The sequence below is a fragment of the Achromobacter xylosoxidans genome (genome assembly GCF_001457475.1).
Classification (GTDB): domain Bacteria; phylum Pseudomonadota; class Gammaproteobacteria; order Burkholderiales; family Burkholderiaceae_B; genus Achromobacter; species Achromobacter xylosoxidans.
In genome coordinates, this window is record NZ_LN831029.1 from 3,404,204 (window position 1) to 3,422,144 (window position 17,941).

At 69.2% G+C, this 17,941-nt stretch carries 17 protein-coding genes; 12 read left to right on the forward strand and 5 right to left on the reverse strand.

Annotation, left to right across the window (positions count from 1 at the left end; genetic code table 11):
* Window positions 1-198: 198 nt before the first annotated feature.
* Entirely contained in the window at window positions 199-1,455 is a 1,257-nt protein-coding gene (locus AT699_RS15350; protein ID WP_024069004.1) for a M24 family metallopeptidase, read from the forward strand.
* Window positions 1,456-1,566: 111 nt separating this feature from the next.
* Window positions 1,567-2,214, forward strand: a complete 648-nt coding sequence (locus AT699_RS15355; protein WP_006387195.1) for a CerR family C-terminal domain-containing protein — start codon at window positions 1,567-1,569, stop codon at window positions 2,212-2,214.
* Here the strand turns inward: AT699_RS15355 and AT699_RS15360 are convergent.
* Window positions 2,211-2,879, reverse strand: a complete 669-nt coding sequence (locus AT699_RS15360) for a TetR/AcrR family transcriptional regulator (protein WP_020927882.1) — start codon at window positions 2,877-2,879, stop codon at window positions 2,211-2,213. The two genes, AT699_RS15355 and AT699_RS15360, sit on opposite strands and share 4 nt — an antisense overlap.
* A gap of 117 nt (window positions 2,880-2,996) precedes the next feature.
* On the opposite strand from AT699_RS15360, the gene AT699_RS15365 reads away from it, so the two are divergent.
* Window positions 2,997-3,698, forward strand: coding sequence for a DAPG hydrolase family protein (locus AT699_RS15365; protein ID WP_024069005.1), 702 nt, complete (start codon window positions 2,997-2,999; stop codon window positions 3,696-3,698).
* 105 nt (window positions 3,699-3,803) lie between these two features.
* Window positions 3,804-4,976, forward strand: coding sequence for an MFS transporter (locus AT699_RS15370; protein ID WP_024069006.1), 1,173 nt, complete (start codon window positions 3,804-3,806; stop codon window positions 4,974-4,976).
* A gap of 48 nt (window positions 4,977-5,024) precedes the next feature.
* Here the strand turns inward: AT699_RS15370 and AT699_RS15375 are convergent, their stop codons facing one another.
* The gene (locus tag AT699_RS15375) at window positions 5,025-6,419 is read right to left on the reverse strand and encodes an aminotransferase-like domain-containing protein (protein ID WP_006387199.1); all 1,395 of its coding nucleotides are present in this window, start codon (window positions 6,417-6,419) and stop codon (window positions 5,025-5,027) included.
* Between the two features lie 118 nt (window positions 6,420-6,537).
* Here AT699_RS15375 and AT699_RS15380 point away from each other — a divergent pair, with 118 nt between their 5' ends.
* Window positions 6,538-7,401, forward strand: coding sequence for a DMT family transporter (locus AT699_RS15380; protein WP_006387200.1), 864 nt, complete (start codon window positions 6,538-6,540; stop codon window positions 7,399-7,401).
* 185 nt (window positions 7,402-7,586) lie between these two features.
* Here the strand turns inward: AT699_RS15380 and AT699_RS15385 are convergent, their stop codons facing one another.
* Together AT699_RS15385 and AT699_RS15390 are read right to left on the reverse strand one after the other, a co-directional pair.
* Window positions 7,587-7,799: a YbdD/YjiX family protein gene (locus AT699_RS15385; protein ID WP_006387201.1), complete on the reverse strand. Its 213-nt coding sequence runs from the start codon at window positions 7,797-7,799 to the stop codon at window positions 7,587-7,589.
* 17 nt (window positions 7,800-7,816) lie between these two features.
* On the reverse strand, window positions 7,817-9,904 hold the full coding sequence (locus AT699_RS15390; protein WP_020927887.1) for a carbon starvation CstA family protein: 2,088 nt from the start codon (window positions 9,902-9,904) through the stop codon (window positions 7,817-7,819).
* Window positions 9,905-10,220: 316 nt separating this feature from the next.
* Between AT699_RS15390 and AT699_RS15395 the strand changes: the two genes are divergently transcribed.
* From AT699_RS15395 to folE, 3 genes are all read left to right on the forward strand, one after another.
* A complete protein-coding gene (locus AT699_RS15395) occupies window positions 10,221-11,639 on the forward strand; it encodes a cache domain-containing protein (protein WP_024069007.1) in 1,419 nt (472 codons plus the stop codon).
* On the forward strand, window positions 11,636-12,292 hold the full coding sequence (locus AT699_RS15400) for a response regulator (RefSeq protein ID WP_006387204.1): 657 nt from the start codon (window positions 11,636-11,638) through the stop codon (window positions 12,290-12,292). Before AT699_RS15395 ends, AT699_RS15400 begins: the two co-directional genes overlap by 4 nt.
* Before the next feature lie 99 nt (window positions 12,293-12,391).
* Window positions 12,392-12,937 carry a GTP cyclohydrolase I FolE gene (gene folE, locus AT699_RS15405; RefSeq protein WP_026383761.1) on the forward strand — a complete coding sequence of 182 codons (546 nt, stop codon included), beginning with the start codon at window positions 12,392-12,394 and terminating at the stop codon, window positions 12,935-12,937.
* Window positions 12,938-13,010: 73 nt separating this feature from the next.
* On the opposite strand, the gene AT699_RS15410 is transcribed toward folE, so the two are convergent.
* Entirely contained in the window at window positions 13,011-13,958 is a 948-nt protein-coding gene (locus AT699_RS15410; protein WP_232254227.1) for a DMT family transporter, read from the reverse strand.
* 90 nt (window positions 13,959-14,048) lie between these two features.
* On the opposite strand from AT699_RS15410, the gene AT699_RS15415 reads away from it, so the two are divergent.
* The 4 genes from AT699_RS15415 to AT699_RS15430 all read left to right on the forward strand — a co-directional run bounded on the left by AT699_RS15415 (window position 14,049) and on the right by AT699_RS15430 (window position 17,939).
* Window positions 14,049-14,900, forward strand: a complete 852-nt coding sequence (locus AT699_RS15415; RefSeq protein ID WP_024069009.1) for a LysR family transcriptional regulator — start codon at window positions 14,049-14,051, stop codon at window positions 14,898-14,900.
* A gap of 259 nt (window positions 14,901-15,159) precedes the next feature.
* Window positions 15,160-16,188, forward strand: coding sequence for a taurine ABC transporter substrate-binding protein (gene tauA / locus AT699_RS15420; protein ID WP_006387208.1), 1,029 nt, complete (start codon window positions 15,160-15,162; stop codon window positions 16,186-16,188).
* A 94-nt stretch (window positions 16,189-16,282) separates the two neighbouring features.
* The gene (locus AT699_RS15425) at window positions 16,283-17,119 is read left to right on the forward strand and encodes a taurine ABC transporter ATP-binding protein (protein WP_024069010.1); all 837 of its coding nucleotides are present in this window, start codon (window positions 16,283-16,285) and stop codon (window positions 17,117-17,119) included.
* Window positions 17,112-17,939, forward strand: a complete 828-nt coding sequence (locus AT699_RS15430) for an ABC transporter permease subunit (protein WP_024069011.1) — start codon at window positions 17,112-17,114, stop codon at window positions 17,937-17,939. The genes AT699_RS15425 and AT699_RS15430 overlap by 8 nt, the downstream gene beginning before the upstream one ends.
* Window positions 17,940-17,941 lie beyond the last annotated feature (2 nt).

Below are 17,941 nucleotides of genomic sequence, written 5' to 3' on the forward strand. Positions count from 1 at the left end.
TCCTGGAAATGATTCGGAAAACACGCGCGCGGCGCGATCGATCGCGCCGCCACGCCCCAGGGTAATCCCGTACGGGCGCTTTGCCAATGGGACAAACGCAAACCGGCTGCTCGCCGTCGCACCGGGCCTGATAGTCGCCTTGATTCATTCATTTGAATGAATTAATCTGTACATCCCGACCCAAACCAAGGAACACGCATGAACACCCCTCCCGCCCCGCTGTCGCTGGCGGAAAGAAACCGGCGCTGGAACCTGGCCCGCGACCTCATGCGGGCCGAAGGCCTGCAGGCGCTGGTCGTCTATGGCGACCGCGAAGCGGCCGCGCCCGCCGGTTTTTCGCCCGATTGCTATTTCAGCAACGACCGCCCCGGATCGCTGGTGGTCTTCATCGGCGACGAAGCGCCCAGGGTCTATACCTTCGCCTCGCTGATGATCGCCGACCACATCCAGTCGGCGCTGCGCGGCGACCTGCAATGGATCGCGCCGGAACAGCTGTACGTGGGCAAGACGGGCCGCGACGTCGGCGCCTGGCTGGCTGAACGCGGGCTGGACGGCAGCCGCGTCGGCATCATCGGGCTGGAACCCTATCCGCCCTTCTATTTCGACGGCGCCCTGCCCGCGCGCACCCTGCAGGGCCTGGCGCAGGCCTTGCCCAAGGCGGAACTCGTCCCCGTGTACAAAGCCTTCTTCCGGCTGGCATCGGTCAAGAGCGAGGAAGAACTCGGCCTGGTCCGCTACGCCGCCCATATCGGCGAGGCCATGAGCGAAACACTGCGCGCCACGGCCCGGCCGGGGGTCAGCGAAGCCGACCTGGTGGCCGCCGTCACCGCCACCTGCTTCGCCATGGGCGGCTACACCGCCGAAGTGCTGCTGGGAACCGGCCCGGAGTATGTCGGCTGGGGACCGCCCGCGTGGCAGTACCGGTCGCAGCGGCCCCGGCTGCTGCGCGAGGGCGACATCGTGCTGTCGGAGATCTTCGCGCTCTATGGCTTGATGGAAACGCAGCACCAGGCGGCGGTGGCGATCGGCGAGGTCCACCCGGACATCCATCGCGCCGCCGACGTCGCCCGCGCCTGCTATGAAAGCGGCCTGGCGGCGCTGCGCGTGGGCAATACGTTTGGCGATCTGGTCGACGCCATGGAGGCGCCTTTGCTGGAATCCGGCGGCTGGCACGTGCATCCCCTGGTCCACAGCATCAACCCCTACGGTCCGGTGGGCTTCGGCACCGCGCCGGGGATAGAATCCCTGCCCGAGGCCGCGCGCTATCCGCAACTGCGGCCCCTGCCGACCGTGGGCCGGGATCTTCCGCTGCAAGCCGGCATGTGCTTCGCGTTCGAGCCCAACTGCGGCTTCGGGCGCCATCTGGCCAACATCGGCGGCACGGTGATCGTGGGTGAAAATGGCGGCATCGCCCTGAACCGGAATTCGACCCGGCTGATGCTCGCCGACGGCTAGCCTTCGCCGCCAGGATCGCCGGCGCGGACCCAGGCCCTGCTATCCTGGCGCGCGGCCGGGGGGCCTTCCCCGTGCCGGCCCAGGCCGAAGACACGCGAAGCAAGAACGCACATGAGTACATCGACGACTGAATCCCCTGCCACCGAGCGCGCCGCCGACACGCGCGACCGGTTGCTGCGGGCCGGACTGGCCCTCTTCAGCCAGCTGGGCCTCGAAGGCGTGCGCACGCGCCAGCTGGCGCAGGCCGCCGGCGTCAACCAATCCGCCATTCCGTATCATTTCGGCGGCAAGGAAGGCGTCTATGCAGCCGTACTGGAGCAGACGGCGCAAGCCATCGCCGAACGGCTGGACTGGCCGGATGCCGCGCCCCGCACAGCAGCCGACGCGGCGCTGCAACTGGAAGCGATCATGCGCGGCTTCGCGGCCGCGTTGCTGGATTCCGAGGCGTCCGCCGCCCGCAGCCTGCTGCTGGCGCGCGAACAGCTGCAACCCACTCCCAAATTCGAAGCCATCCACGCCGTGCTGTTCATGCCCCTGCACGAAGCGGTGACGCGGCGCGTCGCCGTCATCCGGGGGGAAGCGCCCGACAGCCGCGGCTGCATCCTGCGCGCCCACGCCATTCTGGGACAGGCCATTGTCTTTGCCGTGGCGCGCGAAGCGCTGTTGCGGCGCCTGGGAACCGGCCGCCTGACCCGCGCCATGGTCGCCGAGATCGCCGCCATGGTCGGCGCCACGGCGGTGGCGGCCGCTCGCGACTAGTCCACGGCCGCGCCGGACCTGACCGCGAACACTTCGCCCTGGCCGGCAAACAACGCCACGCAAGCCTGGATGCGATCCGCGATGGAGCCCTGGGGCAGCGGCTGGGCCAGGCCCAGCGCCATCTGCCGCAACGGCTCGGCGATGGTCATGGCCAGCAGCAGGCCGGCCGTCTCGCGCGGCTGCCTGATGCGGATGAAGCCCCGCGCGGCGAGCTTCTCGAACCACGCGGCCAGCATCGCGGTGCCGCGCTCGATGCCATTTTCCTGGTAGACCGCCAACAGCGCCGCGCGCGCCGGAAAGTCGGCGGTCAGCAGCCGGAACATGCCGACGGCGTCGGCCGACAAGGCGCGATCGGCGATCGCCTGCAGCACCCGCGCCAGGGCCGGCAGCACATCGGCGGCGCTGCCGACATCCTGCGCCATCACCGGCTCGAATGTGTCGGTCCAGCCGCGCACCACTTGCGCCACCAGGTCCTCGCGATTGGCCGCGAAGCGGTAGACGGTTTTCTTGGCCATGCCGGCCCGCTTGGCCACCGCTTCCAGCGTGGCCGCGGCGTAGCCCTGGTTCAGCAATAGCCAGGTGGCGGCCTCCAGCGCGGCCGCGCGCAATTCGGCGTCGGGCCGGGCGGGACGGCCGCGCGGCCGCGGCGAGGGGGACGATGCCATGGTCGGGAGGAGCTCCTGTGAATGAAGTGCGATCTTACACGCTACGCTTATTTTGGAAACGAATAACGTTTCTTTATTGTAGAATCCGCCTTCCCCCCCCCTCTCGGAGCCTACGCAATGACCTCCCCGCATCCCGACGCGGCGCACATCCGCGCCGACATGGACAGTCTGCTCGACCCCGCGCCGCTCAGGCTCGAGACCGGCATCACCCGGCTGCCCGGCGGCGGCCTGGTGGTGGCCGCGCGCACCGACCTGCACGGCTGCAAGGGCCGCATGTTCGACTGGTGGTTCAAATTCTTCCAGACCACCCAGCACATCAAGTGGTGGCATCCGCAGGACCACGTCGAGCACCGCGGCTGGGACAGCGCCTGGCGCCGGGGTGAAAACTACATCGGCGCCTCGATCCACGCGGTCGAGTCGCTGGCCGACCTGCCGCCGGTGGCGGCCAGGCTGAAGTTCCACGCGCCCGCAGAGGCCTTCGACGCCGAGCGCTTGCGCGCGGCGCAGGACAGCCAGGACGTGTCGGCGGCCGTCTATGCGCGCATTGGCTTTGGCGACCACGTCCAGCTCGACCCGGACGGCGATCCGATGGACGGCCAGATGATCCACCTGACGCGCGACACGCCGTTCGGCTGCGTGCTGCGCAGCCGTTTCTACCTGGGGCTGTCGGGCGAACGGCCGGAACAGGCCGTGCCGGACGCGCTGGGGCTGAACCTGCTGCGCCACTGTTATACGGAGTTCACCTTCCTGTCGCGCTTCCTGCCGTCGCTCTATTACGGCGAGCACGCCAACGGCGAGGCGGCGCCCCTGCCCTGGTAGCGCCGCCGCGCCCCGGGCGGGAGGGATCGCCGGCGCCGCCAAGCCGGCCCGGCGGAAGGAGTATGCTACGGCGCTTCACAACGGCCACACTCCCGTCACATCGCTATGCGCGGCAACCCCGACGCCCGGCAAGGCGCTATCGCCCTGCATGGGTTCTACTTCCTGTACTACGGCTTGCAGGGCGTCAGCATTCCCTTTCTTCCGCTGTGGTTCGCCGGCCGCGGACTCGATCCGGCGCTGATCGGCCTGATCGTGGCGACCTCGTTCCTGCCCAAGATCCTGTCCACCCCGGTGGTGGCGCACGTCGCCGACCAGCGCGGCGGCGCGCATGGCCTGATCTTCGCCGCGCTGGCCGCCTCGCTGGCGCTGTTCATCTGCTATCCGTTCAGCCAGGCGCCCGCCTGGCTGTTCGGCGTCACGCTGTTGCTGAACGCCGTGTTCCCGGCGGTGCTGCCCCTGCTGGACCGCATGGCGATCGCCAGCGGCCGCGGCCAGGGCAACTCCTACACCATCATCCGCGCCTGCGGCTCGCTCGGCTTCGCGTTGGTGACGGTGGCCGGCGGCTACCTCATCAAGACCTTCGGCGCCGACTGGGTGATGTGGCTGTCGATGCTGCTGATCGTGGCCTGCCTGGCCTGCGTGCGCCTGCTGCCCCGGGCGGCCCGTCCCGCCGCCGACGAGGCGCCCGCCGAGCGCGTGCGGCTGCCGATGCGCGAGATCCTGCGCGACCGGCCGCTGCTGCTGTGCATCGGCGCCGCCTCGCTGGTGCAGGCCAGCAACGGCTTCCTGTATTCGTATTCCACGCTCTACTGGACCGATCGCGGCCTGTCGACGGCGCTGATCTCGATGCTGTGGGCGGTGGGCGTGGCCAGCGAAGTGCTGTTTTTCTTCCTCGCGCCCAAGGTGCTGGCGCGGGTCGGCGCGCAGTGGCTGATCCTGGTTTCGGCCGCCATGACGGCGCTGCGCTGGGCCGGCCTGTCGGCCACCACCGACCCGGCCTGGATCGCCGCGCTGCAGCTGCTGCAATGCTTCACGCTGGCGGGCAACAACGCCGCCATCATGTGGTACATCGCGCGCCGCGTGCCGGCGGCCTGCAAGACCTCGGCCATTGCGCTGTACGCGCTGCTGTCGGGCGGCGTGTTCATGTTCGGCAGCATCCAGCTGGGCGGCGCGCTGTATCGCGCCTACGCGCCGGGCGGTTTCCTGGTGATGGCGCTGTGCGCGGCCTGCGCCATTCCGCTGGTGCTGGCGGCGGAAAAGCGCGCGCGGGCGGCCTGAGGCCGGGCCCGCGTCGGGCAGCCGCGCGGCGCGAACCGCCCGGACCGCTCAGCCCGCCCGGCTGCCCTCCAGCGCCCGCGCCAGCGTCTCGAACACGCGCGGATCGCCGGACTGCGCGACGTTGAACCGCAGGCAGTCCCCGGCGCTCAGCGACACGCTGAAGGCGTTGCCCGGCGCCAGCACCACGCCTTCGCGCAAGCAGGCGCGCGCCACCGTCGCCGCGTCGACGCCGGCCGGCAGGCGGCACCACAGGAACATGCCGGCCTTGGGCGCGAGCCACGGCACGATGCCCAGGGCTGCCAGGCGCGCGGTGGTCCGCTCGCGTTCCTCGGCCAGCCGCTGGCGCACCCATTCCATGTGCTTGCGGTAGCCGCTGTCGGTCAGCGTGCGGAACACCACGTCGGCCGCCAGGCGCCCGCCACCGAAGGTGGTGGCGATCTTCAGGTCGGCCAGGCTGTCGATCCAGTCGGCCCGCGCCGCGATGAAGCCGCAGCGCAGCGAAGCCGACACCGTCTTGGAGAAACTGCCGATCTGGATCACGCGCGACAGGCCGTCGAAGGCCGCCAGCCGTGGCGCGGGCGCGTTCTCGAAGTCGGCGAAGATGTCGTCTTCCACGATCACCAGCCCGGCGCCGTCGGCCGCCTTGAGCAAGCGGTGCGCCACCAGCGGCGACAGCGTCGCGCCGGTGGGGTTGTGGATGCCCGAGTTGGTGATGTACAGGCGCGGGGCATGCTCGCGCAGCGCCGCCTCGAAGCGCGCCACGTCGGGGCCTTGCGCCGTATAGGGCACGCTGACCACGCGGGCGCGGTGCGCCTTGAGCAAGGCATGGAAGTTGAAATAGCAGGGATCGTCCACCAGCACGGTATCGCCCGGCTCCAGCAGGAAGCGGCAGATCAGGTCGATGGCCTGGGTCCCGGACTCGGCCAGCATGACCTGTTCGGGCGTGGTCTCGATGCCGGCGGCGGCCAGGCGCCGCGACAGCACCTGGCGCAGGCCCGGGTGGCCCAGGGGCGTGGCGTACTCGGTCAGCGCCAGGGAATCGGCCTTGGCCAGGGCGCGCAATGCGCGGCGGATGCCCGCCTCGTACATCCAGGCGCTCGGCAGCCAGCCGCAGCCGGGCCGCAGCGCGTCGGGCGCGGCCTCCAGCGACTGCCGCGACACCCACAGCGGATCGATCTCGCGGTCGAGCCGCGGGCCGATCTCGGTCAGCGCCAGCGGCGCCACCGGGCCGGCGACGTAAAAGCCCGAGCCGGGCCGCGACGTGATGCTGCCTTCCGCCGCCAGGCGTTCATACGCCTCGACCACCGTCGATACCGACACCCCCATGGCGCCCGCCTGCGCCCGCACCGACGGCAGGCGCGCGCCCGGCAGATAGGCGCGCGCCGCGATGCGCGAGCGCACCTGCGCCATGACCGCCTCGATCCGCGTGCCGCCTTGTTTCATGGCTTCCCCTTCCACCGTACTGGACCGTATTGCATAACAGTTATTTTGAATTGTACTGGACTGTCTATAGGGAAAACGAGCAGGAAATGCTTCACTGGCGTTTTGACCGGAGCGGTACATGGACAAGGCAACAAGCGGCTGGATCAATGGTTTCATCGGCGTGGCGATCTTTGCGGGCTCGCTGCCCGCGACGCGGGTGGCGGTAGCGGAACTGGACCCCATCTTCCTGACCTGCGCCCGCGCCGCCATTGCCGCCGTGCTGGGCTGGACCCTGCTGTGGCTGCTGCGCCAGCCGCGGCCTGGGCGCGCCCAGTTGCCCGCGCTGGCCCTGACGGCGTTGGGCGTGGTGCTGGGCTTTCCGCTATTGACGGCGCTGGCGCTGCAGCACGTCACCTCGGCCCATTCAATCGTGTTCCTGGGGCTGCTGCCGCTGTCCACCGCCATTTTCGCGGTACTGCGCGGCGGTGAACGCCCGCGGCCGGCGTTCTGGATGTTCTCGGTGGCGGGCGCGGCCTTCGTGGTCGGCTACGCCTTGATGGGCGGCCTGGCTGTTTCGCTCAAGGGCGACCTGCTGATGCTGGCGGCCATCGTGGTCTGCGGCATGGGCTACGCCGAAGGCGCCAAGCTGTCGCGCACGCTGGGCGGCTGGCAGGTCATCAGCTGGGCCCTGGTGCTGTCCTTGCCGGTGATGCTGCCGCTGGCGCTGTTCACCCTGCCGCCCTCCTTCGCCCATGTCAGCGCGGCCGGCTGGATCAGCCTGGCCTACGTGTCGCTGTTCAGCATGCTGATCGGCTTCGTGTTCTGGTACCGCGGGCTGGCCCAGGGCGGAATCGCCGCGGTGGGCCAGCTGCAGTTGTTCCAGCCGTTCATGGGCCTGGGCCTGGCGGCGCTGCTGCTGCACGAACAGGTCAGCTGGAGCATGTTGCTGGTGACGCTGGCCGCCGTGATCTGCGTGGCCGGAGCCAAGAAGCACGCGCGCTAGCCGCTGGCGCCGCCCCCGGCGGCCACGACTCGCCAGTGGCAGCCGCGCCCGCGGCCACTGCCGGCAAGACGCGGTCGGCGGAACCTGGGCGGCAGACAGGGGCGGCAGACACACTTGGCCAAAGAAAAAGGCGCCGGACAAAGCCGGCGCCTTTTGCATGGCGGCCGCAAGCGGCGCGCGTCCCCTCAGCAGCAGCCGATGCGCTTCTTGCCGCCGTAGCGGGCATCCTGGCGCTCGCGGAAGAACGCCTCGTAGCTCATCGGCTCCTGGTCGGGGTGGGTGCGCCGCATGTGCTCGACGTAGTTCTCGTAGTCGGGCACGCCGACCATCAAGCGCAGCGTCTGGCCGAGGTAGCGGCCGGCGGCGCCGGCCGCCGAGGTCATGTTGGAAAACAGCATGGCGGCGCCTCCCGGGCTCAGTCCGCGCCGGCGGCCGCGGCGGCCGGCAGGGTTTCGTAGGGCGTCTCGCGCGCGGTCGGCTGGTTCTCGGCGCGGGCGCGCATGACCGACCGGATGCCGAACAGCACCGTGCTGATCACCACGAACATGAAGATCGCGCACAGGCCGGCGTTGATGTAGTCGTTCATCACGACGCGCGACATTTCCGCCAGCGACTTGGCCGGCGCCAGCACCTTGCCTTCGGCGATGGCGGCGTTGTACTTGGCCGCGTGCGACAGGAAACTGACCTTGGGGTCGGCGTGGAACACCTTCTGCCAGCCTGCGGTCAGGGTGCACGCCAGCAGCCACAGCGTCGGCAGCACGGTGACCCAGGCGTAGCGGTCGCGCTTCATCTTGAACAGCACCACGGTGCCCAGCGTCAGCGCGATCGCGGCCAGCATCTGGTTGGCGATGCCGAACAGCGGCCACAGCGTGTTGATGCCGCCCAGCGGGTCGACCACGCCCTGGTACAGGAAATAGCCCCAGGCCGCCACGCACAGGCCGGTGGCGATCAGGTTGGCGGGCAGCGACTCGGTGCGCTTGAGCGACGGCGCGAAGGTGCCCAGCAGGTCCTGCAGCATGAAGCGGCCCGCGCGGGTGCCGGCGTCCACGGCCGTCAGGATGAACAGCGCCTCGAACAGGATGGCGAAGTGGTACCAGAACGCCATCATGCTGGGGCCGCCGATGGCCTGGTGCAGGATGTGCGCCATGCCCACGGCCAGCGTCGGCGCGCCGCCGGCGCGCGAGATGATGGTGCTTTCGCCGACGTCCTTGGCGGTCTGCACCAGGTCGGCCGGGGTGATCACGAAGCCCCAGCTGGACACCACCTGGGCGACCTGGTCGGGCGTGGTGCCGATGACGGCGGCCGGGCTGTTCATGGCGTAGTAGATGCCCGGCTCGATGACGCAGGCGGCCACCAGCGCCATGATGGCGACGAACGATTCCATCAGCATGCCGCCGTAACCGATGTAGCGGGCCTGGGTTTCGTTCTCGATCAGCTTGGGCGTGGTGCCCGAGGAGATCAGGGCATGGAAGCCCGACACCGCGCCGCAGGCGATGGTGATGAACAGGAACGGGAACAGGTTGCCCGACCACACCGGACCGGAGCCGTCCACGAACTGCGTCAGCGCCGGCATTTTCAGCTCGGGCGCGACCACCACGATGCCGATGGCCAGGCCGACGATGGTGCCGATCTTCAGGAAGGTCGACAGGTAGTCGCGCGGGGCCAGCAGCAGCCACACCGGCAGCACCGAGGCGATGAAACCGTAGATGATCAGGATCCAGGTCAGGCCCTTGCCGTCGAAGTCGAACATCGGGCCGATGACCGGATGCGCGGCCACGTCCTGGCCGAAGGTGATTGCCGCCATCAGGCCGACGAAGCCGATGATGGAGACCTCGCCGATCTTGCCCGGACGGATGTAGCGCAGGTACACGCCCATGAAGAGCGCGATGGGAATGGTGGCGGCCACCGTGAAGGTGCCCCACGGCGAGTGCGTCAGCGCCTTGACCACGATCAGCGCCAGCACCGCCAGGATGATGACCATGATCATGAAGGCGCCGAACAGCGCGATCACGCCCGGGACCTTGCCCAGCTCTGACTTGACCAGGTCGCCCAGCGAACGGCCGTCGCGGCGCGTCGAGATGAACAGGATGGTGAAATCCTGCACGGCGCCGGCGAACACCACGCCGGCCAGGATCCACAGCATGCCCGGCAGGTAGCCCATCTGCGCGGCCAGCACGGGGCCGACCAGCGGGCCGGCGCCGGCGATGGCGGCGAAGTGGTGGCCGAACAGCACGTGCTTGTTGGTCGGAACGTAGTCCAGGCCGTCGTTGTACTTCCAGGCCGGCGTCATGCGCGTCGGGTCAAGGCTGAACACCTTGTTGGCGATGAAGCGGCTGTAATAGCGGTATGCGATCAAGTACACGCAGACGGCGGCGATCACCACCCATAGCGCGTTGATGGTCTCACCCCTGGCCAGCGCCACGGTGCCGAGCGCGAACGCGCCCAATACCGCAACCGCCAGCCAGACCAGGTGCTGACCCAGTCCCTTACTGCTGGTATGCATAAGTGCTCCTCTTGCCTCCCGCCATGCTTTTGGCGTGCAACGCTTTTTTCGTCCCGCGGGTGGGCAGACTCGTTGTTGTAGGGTGGCGGACGCAGGCGTCCGCGCGGCGTCCGGTCGACGCGGGCGTTAGTATTTCGGTTTGGCCTGGCCGCAACAAGCGCGAAACTACGCAAGCCCTCTACGTATTACTACCGAATGCGCCGCAGCATATTTGCCGCCGCGATCGTAAAATCGACCGCAAACCCGCATGAGTTGCGTGGCCCCATTCTCTTGATGCACCGCAACACGCGCAATCCGCGCTGATACAAATCCCCTGATGAAGCTGCGTCTGAAAATCCTGCTGCTGGCCGCCGTCCCCCTGCTGGTGGCGCTGGCGGCCATTGCCGTGGCCGTCTACGTGCAGGGCCTGCAACTGGCGCAGCGCGAAAAAGAGGTGGTGGAAAGCGCCTGGCTGGGCAGCAAGGAAAGCGAGCTGCGCCACTATGTCAGCCTGGCCTACAGCGCCATCGCCCCGCTGCAGGACGCCAGCGACGGCGACGCCGCCCGCGAGCGCGCGCTGGCGCTGCTGGCGCAGATGGAATTCGGCCACGACGGCTATTTCTTCGTCTACGACCTGCAAGGGCGGAACCTGATGCACCCGCGCCAGCCCGAACTGGTCGGCCGCGACCTCTGGAACCTGCGCGACACCCACGGCCAGCCGGTGATCCAGAACCTGCTGACGGCCGCCCGCCGCGGCGGCAGCCAGGGCGAGGCGGTGCACTACCAGTGGGAAAAGCCCTCGACCCACCAGATGGTGGAAAAGCTCGGCTACGTGGTGGTGCTGGAACGCTGGGGCTGGATGCTGGGCACCGGCATCTACCTGGACGACGTCGAACAGACCCTGGCGCACATCGACGCCGCCGCCCAGTCCAACATCCGCAACATGTTCGCCTGGGTCGCCGGCATCGCCGCCGTCTCGATCCTGGGCGTGGCCGCCTGCGGCCTGGCGCTCAATATCAGCGACCACCGTCAGTCCGACGCCAAGCTGCGGCTGATGGCGCAGCAGCTGGTGCGGTCGCAGGAAGACGAACGCGCCCGCCTGTCGCGCGAGCTGCACGATGGCATCAGCCAGGTGCTGGTGTCGATCAAGCTGGCGCTGGAAGCCGCGCGCGAACGGGTACGCCAGGCCCTGGGGGCCGAGCCGCGCGCGCTGGCGCACATCGACACGCCATTGGGCAGCGCGCTCGATCGCCTCAATACCGCGGTGGGCGAAGTGCGGCGCATCTCGCACAACCTGCGCCCGACCCTGCTGGATGACCTGGGCCTGCCGGCCGCGCTGGAGCACCTGGGCCGGGAATTCGCCGGCGCCAGCCAGGATGGCGCGGCGCCCCTGACGGTGCGGCTGGCCACGCAGGGCCGCCCCGTCAAGCTGCCCGACGCCTACGCCACCGCCCTGTTCCGCGTTACCCAGGAGGCCCTGACCAACGTCGTGCGCCACGCCGGCGCCCGCCGCGCCGACCTGACGCTGGCATACACCGAACGCGACCTGCGCCTGACCATCCATGACGACGGCCGCGGCTTCGACTACGCCGAAGTGCAGCAGGATCCGCGCCGCGGCATCGGCCTGCGCAACATGCGCGAACGCATGACCGCGCTGTCCGGCAGCCTCAGTTTCCATACCTCCGACCAGGGCACCACCCTGCAGGCCTGGCTGCCCTTGCCGCCGCCCACCCCCGACGTTTCCAGACCCGCATGACCGACCCTGGCTCCCCCATCCGACTGCTGCTGATCGACGACCACCCGCTGGTGCGCGACGGCCTGCGCCTGCGCCTTGAGACCGTGCCGCACCTGCAAGTGGTGGGCGAAGCCGGCAACGCCGCCGCCGCCCTGGCCTTCCTGCAGGCCTGCCTGGCGGAGGACCCGCTGGGCGGCACCCTGCCGCAATTGGTGCTGATGGACCTGAACATGCCGGGCGTGGGCGGGCTGGAACTGACCGCGCAACTGCATGAACGCTATCCGCAGATCGCGGTGCTGGTGCTGTCGATGCACGACAACGCCGAATACATGGTGCAGGCGGTGCGCGCCGGTGCCCGCGGCTACCTGCTCAAGGACGAGCCGGCCCAGGAGATCCTGGCGGCCATCGACGCTGTCATGACCGGCCGCACCTACTTCAGCGCCGCCGTGTCGCTGCGCCTGTCGCAGGCCAGCGCGCCGGCCACCCTGCTGACCCAGCGCGAGCGCGACGTGCTGCGCCACATCGCCAGCGGCCACGCCAACAAGCAGATCGCCCAGGCGCTGGGCCTGTCGGTGCGCACCGTCGAAACCCATCGCCTGAACATCAAGCGCAAGCTGGGCATCGACGGCCAGGCCGAACTGATCAAGTACGCGGTCGAGAACCGCGGCGTATAACCCCTCCATCCGTCGGGTTTCCGGCTGCGAAGCCGGCCCGCGCTGGAGTAGACTTGCGTGTTCATCGCCATCGCCGGCGCGCAGCCCCCAGGAGTTCCCATGTCATTGGAAAGTCACTACACCGCCATTCTCGAAGCACTGGGGGAAGACCCATCCCGCGAAGGCCTCGCGGACACGCCGGCGCGCGCGGCCAAGGCCATGCGCCACCTGTGCCGCGGCTACAACCAGAACCTGGAAGAGATCGTCAACGGCGCCCTGTTCACCTCCGACACGCGCGAGATCGTGCTGGTCAAGAACATCGAGCTGTATTCGCTCTGTGAGCACCACATGCTGCCCTTCATCGGCAAGGCGCATGTGGCCTACCTGCCCAACGGCAAGGTGCTGGGCCTGTCCAAGGTGGCGCGCATCGTCGAGATGTACGCCCGCCGCCTGCAGATCCAGGAAAACCTCAGCCGCCAGGTGGCCGAGGCGGTGCAGTCCGTCACCGGCGCCGCCGGCGTGGCCGTGGTCATCGAAGCCCAGCACATGTGCATGATGATGCGCGGCGTCGAAAAGCAGAATTCGTCCATGGTCACGTCGGTGATGCTGGGCGAATTCCACGACAACCCGTCGACCCGCGCCGAGTTCCTCAGCCTGATCCGCTGAAGCGCGCCTGGCGCCGCCCGGGAATGGCCGGCCCCTCCGGGGCCGGCTTTTTTGTCGGCGCGCGAAGCAAGCGCTAGCGCGGTTCGTTCCGCACGACCATCCAGATGCCGCACGCCGACACGGCCGTGCCCACCAGCATCAGCCAGGACAGCGGCTCGCCGAACATGGCCCAGGCCCACACCAGGGTAACCGCCGGGCTCAGGTACAGCACGCTGGCGACACGGGTGGGAGACGAGCGCCGCAGGCAGATCCAATACAGGCCGTAGCCGCCCAGCGTCGACAGCGCCGCTGTCCACAGCACGCTGAGCGCGAACCCGGCGCTGGCAACCGGCAGCAGGCTGCCTTCCCTGCCCGCCAGCGCGGCGAAGGCCACCGCCGAAATCGCGCATTGCACCCACAGATTGGACAGCAGCCCCATGGACGCGGGGGAATCGGCCTGCTTCTGCCACAGGGTGGCCAGCGCCAGCGACAGCATGCCCAGCAACGGCAGGCCGTAGGTCCATAGCGGCGTCCCGCCCCAGGCCAGGGCATCGCGCGTGACCAGGATCACGCCCAGCAATCCCAGCAGCAAGCCCAGCCAGGCGCGCCTGTTCAGGCGCTGGCCGAGCAGCCCGGCGCCCAGCAGCGCCGTGCCGATCGGCAAGAGGTCGGCGATCAGCGCGGCCAACCCCGCCGGCACGCCGTATTCGATACCCTTGGCGACGCCCGCCAGGTAGCCGGCCATCGCCAGCAGGCCGATGCCGGCGTGGCGCAACAGCAGCGCCGCCGGCGTGCGCCGCAACGGACCCGCCACCCAGGGCAACAGCGCCAGCGCGACCAACACGCAGCGCCAGAACACGACCAGGAAGGCCGAGCCGTGGTCGATGGAAAAGCGCGTGCCGACGAACCCCGAGCTCCAGGTCACGACCAACGCGGCCTCCAGCGCCAACAGCGGCACGGCGGCCGGGGCGGTCCGCCGAACCGCGATTGGCGCGGAGGCGGCGTTGCAGGCATCCCCGCGGGGCATGGCAAGGTGGGGCATCGATGGTTTTCTCATGACCTTGACCTTAAGGCCAGGCCATAATCAAATAAATCAAAATATATTTGCCGCCTCGTTCACAAAATCGAAATCATGAACCAATCACTGGATATCGACCTGCTGCGCACGTTCCATGCCGTGGCCCGGCTGGGACAATTCCGCGCCGCGGCCGAGCACGTCCACCGCAGTCCGGCGGCGGTCAGCGTCCACATCCAGCGGCTGGAGGCCGTGGTCGGCGGCCGGCTGCTGGAGCGCGACAACCAGTCGGTGACGCTGACGCCCCTGGGCCAGCGCGTACTGGGCGGCACGGCCGAGCTGCTGCGCGTGCACGACCGGGTACTGGGCGGCATCCAGGGGACGGCGCTTGCCGGGCGTATCAAGCTGGGCCTGCCCGACGAGTACGCGGCCCACGTCATCCGCGACATCCTGCCACTGTTCGCCGCGGACTGGCCGGGCGTCGTGCTGGAAGTGACGACGGCGCCCAGCCTGGCGCTGCGCGACCAGGTCGGCCGCGGTCGCCTGCATCTGGCGCTGGCGGCGCAAGCGATGGCCCGGCGGCCGGACCCGCATTCACTGGCCTGGCCCACGCCGGTGTGGGCGGGAAGCGCCAGGCTGGGGACGCCATTGCCCGATCCCCTGCCCTTGGCCCTGCACGCGGCGCACTGCCCCTACCGGGAGGCAATGACCACCAGCCTGGATCGCGCGGGCCTGGCCTGGCGGACGGTCTTGAGCAGTCCGTCGAGCCAGGCGGTCGAAGCCTGCGTCGAGTCGGGCCTGGCCGTCAGCCTGATCGATCGCTCGCGGGTGACAAGCGCCATGCGGGTGCTGGACACGCTGCCGGCCATTGCCGCGCATGAGATCGTTCTGCTGCGCGCGGCCTCGGCGCAAACCGCCCCGGCCACCGACCTGCTGGAACAGACCCTGCGGCGGCATTTCAGGCTCTAGCGCGACGAGCGGGATCGCCGGCCACGGCGAGACCTGCCGGCAAGGGTCCGCCCGGCTCGCACCCTTTTCCGCCCGCTCTCCCCCGAAAGACGTAGGACGCCCGGGCCGCCGCCCCAAGGCGGGGCAGCCCCCTTGGCTCCTATCGAATACGGCATCTGGCCCTAGCGCTGTGGCCCCATCCGGGCAAACTGGCACCACAGGCCGCACCGGCACAAGCCGGTCGCGTCGGGGCGCGGCCCATTCTCTCCCGGAGATCACCATGAACGCGTTATACCGCCTCATCCGCCGCGGCATCCTGGCCGGCCTGGCCGCCACCCTGCTGGCCGCGCCCGCCCACGCCCAGACCCGCCTGACCGTGGGCTACCAGCTCATCGTCGGCCCCTTCCTGACCGCCATCGCCGACGGCAGCTTCGATGCCGCCCTGAAAGACGCCGGCTACCAGGTCGACTGGCGCCAGTTCACCTCCGGCGGCGACATTTCCACCGCGCTGGCCTCGGGCAACGTGCCGGTCGGCGTGCTCGGTTCCACCGGCATCACCTCGGCCGCCACCCGCGGCGTCGACCTGCAACTGTTCTGGATCCTGGACAACATCGGCAAGTCGGAAGCGCTGGTGGCGCGCAACGGCTCGGGCATCAACGGCACCGCCGACCTGAAGGGCAAGCGCGTCGCCACGCCGTTCGTGTCGACCTCGCACTTCCACCTGCTGGTGGGGCTGGAACAGGTCTGGAAGATCAACCCGCGCGACGTGCGCATCCTGAACATGCAGCCGCCGCAGATCGTGGCCGCCTGGCAGCGCGGCGACATCGACGCCGCCTACGTCTGGCCGCCCGCGTTGACCGAGATCGAGAAGACGGGCAAGGTCATCGCCGACTCCGAAGCCATCGGCCACGCCAGCGTGCCGACCTTCGACGGCCTGGTGGTCGACCGCGCCTGGGCCGCCAAGAACCCCAAGTTCATGGCCGCCTTCACCGCCGTGCTGGCCAAGTCGTACGCCGCCTATCGCGCCAACCCCGCCGCCTGGACCGCCGACTCGGCGCAGGTCAAGAGCATCGTCAAGCTGATCGGCGGCAAGCCCGACGACGTCGCCACCGCGCTCAAGCTGCTGACCTTCCCCACCGCCCAGGAACAGGCCTCGCCCGAATGGCTGGGCGGCGGCAAGGAATCGGGCGCGGCGCGCGCCTTCGCCGCCAGCGCGAAATTCCTGAAGGACCAGAAGCAGATCGACAAGGCGCTGGCCGACTACAGCGCCCACGTCACCGACCAATACGCCAAAGCGGCCGCCAAATAGCCGCGGCCACGCGCCGGACGCGCGCCGCAAGCCGCGTCCGGTCCCGGCGCCCCCGCCTGGCCCGCGGGCGCCGCACCATGCAAGGGGACCTCGCATGACCTCTCCCGCCACGCCCGCCGCGCAGGCCCTGCGCGCGGACCACGTCAGCGTCACCTACCCCGGCCTGCACGACAGCGGACCGGTGATCGCGCTGCAGGACGTCAACCTGACCATCGAGCCCGGCGAATTCGTCGTCGCGCTGGGGGCCTCGGGCTGCGGCAAGACCACGCTGCTGAGCCTGCTGGCCGGTTTCCTGTCGCCCACCGACGGCGAGATCACGCTGGGCGGACGCCCCATCATCGGCCCTGGCGCCGACCGCGGCGTGGTGTTCCAGAAGCATGCGCTACTGCCCTGGCTGAACGTGCTGGAGAACACCGAATTCGGCCTCAAGCTGCAGGGCGTGGACAAGGAGACGCGCCGCGCCCGCGCGCGCCGCAACCTGGAGCTGGTGGGCCTGAAGGACTTTCACCGCCACATGATCTACCAGCTGTCCGGCGGCATGCAGCAGCGCGTGGGCATCGCCCGCGCCCTGACCTGCGATCCGGCCATGCTGCTGATGGACGAGCCGATGGCGGCGCTCGACGCGCTCACGCGCGAGACCATCCAGGAGCTGCTGCTGGATATCTGGCGCCAGACCGGCAAGATGTTCTTCTTCATCACCCATAGCGTGGAAGAGGCGCTGTTCCTGGGCTCGCGGCTGATCGTCATGTCGCCGCGCCCGGGACGCATCACCCACACCTTCCAGCCGGACTTCAACCGGCGCTACCTGGAGACGCGCGATGGCCGCGGCATCAAATCAAGTCCCGACTTCATCGCGATGCGCGAGCAAGTCCTCGGCATCATCTATGGCGACGAGTTTGCCGCCTCCGACGCGCAGGCCGTCCATGCCTAGCGGCCTGGGCGGCCGCCGGCCCGCCGCGCCCGGCAAGGTGTATGGCGCGCCGGGCGCCGGCTACAGCGGCCACATCAGCCTGCTGACCAGCATCGCGCTGCTGGCGCTGTGGTTTTTGGCCACCAATGCCGGCTGGGTCAAGCCGCTGTTCCTGCCATCGCCGCAGGCGGTGTACGGCAAGTTCGTGTCGGCCATGACCGAGGGCGTAGCCAACTCGACCCTGGCCGAGCACGCCATGGCCAGCCTGACGCGGGTGTTCTCGGCCTTCTTCCTGGCCTGCGCCACGGCCATTCCGGTCGGCATCCTGATGGGCGTGAACCGCTACGCCCGGGGCATCTTCGATCCGCCGATCGAGTTCTACCGCCCGCTGCCGCCGCTGGCCTATCTGCCGCTCATCATCATCTGGTTCGGCATCGGCGAATTCCCCAAGATCCTGTTGATCTACCTGGCTATCTTCGCGCCCATGGCGATCGCCGCGCGCGCCGGCGTGCGCTCGGTGTCGATCGAGCAGATCCACGCCGCCTACGCCATGGGCGGCAGCCGCATGCAGATCGTCTGGCACGTGATCCTGAAGGCCGCCATGCCCGAGATCTTCACCGGCATGCGCATCGGCATCGGCGTGGGCTGGACCACGCTGGTCGCCGCCGAGATGGTGGCAGCGGATCGCGGCCTGGGCTTCATGGTGCTGAACGCGGCGCAGTTCCTGGCCAGCGACACGGTCATCATGGGCATCATCGTGATCGGCGTGTTCGCTTTTACCTTTGATCTGCTGGTGCGGTATCTGGAGAAATTCGCGATTCCGTGGAAGGGGCGGATTTAGGG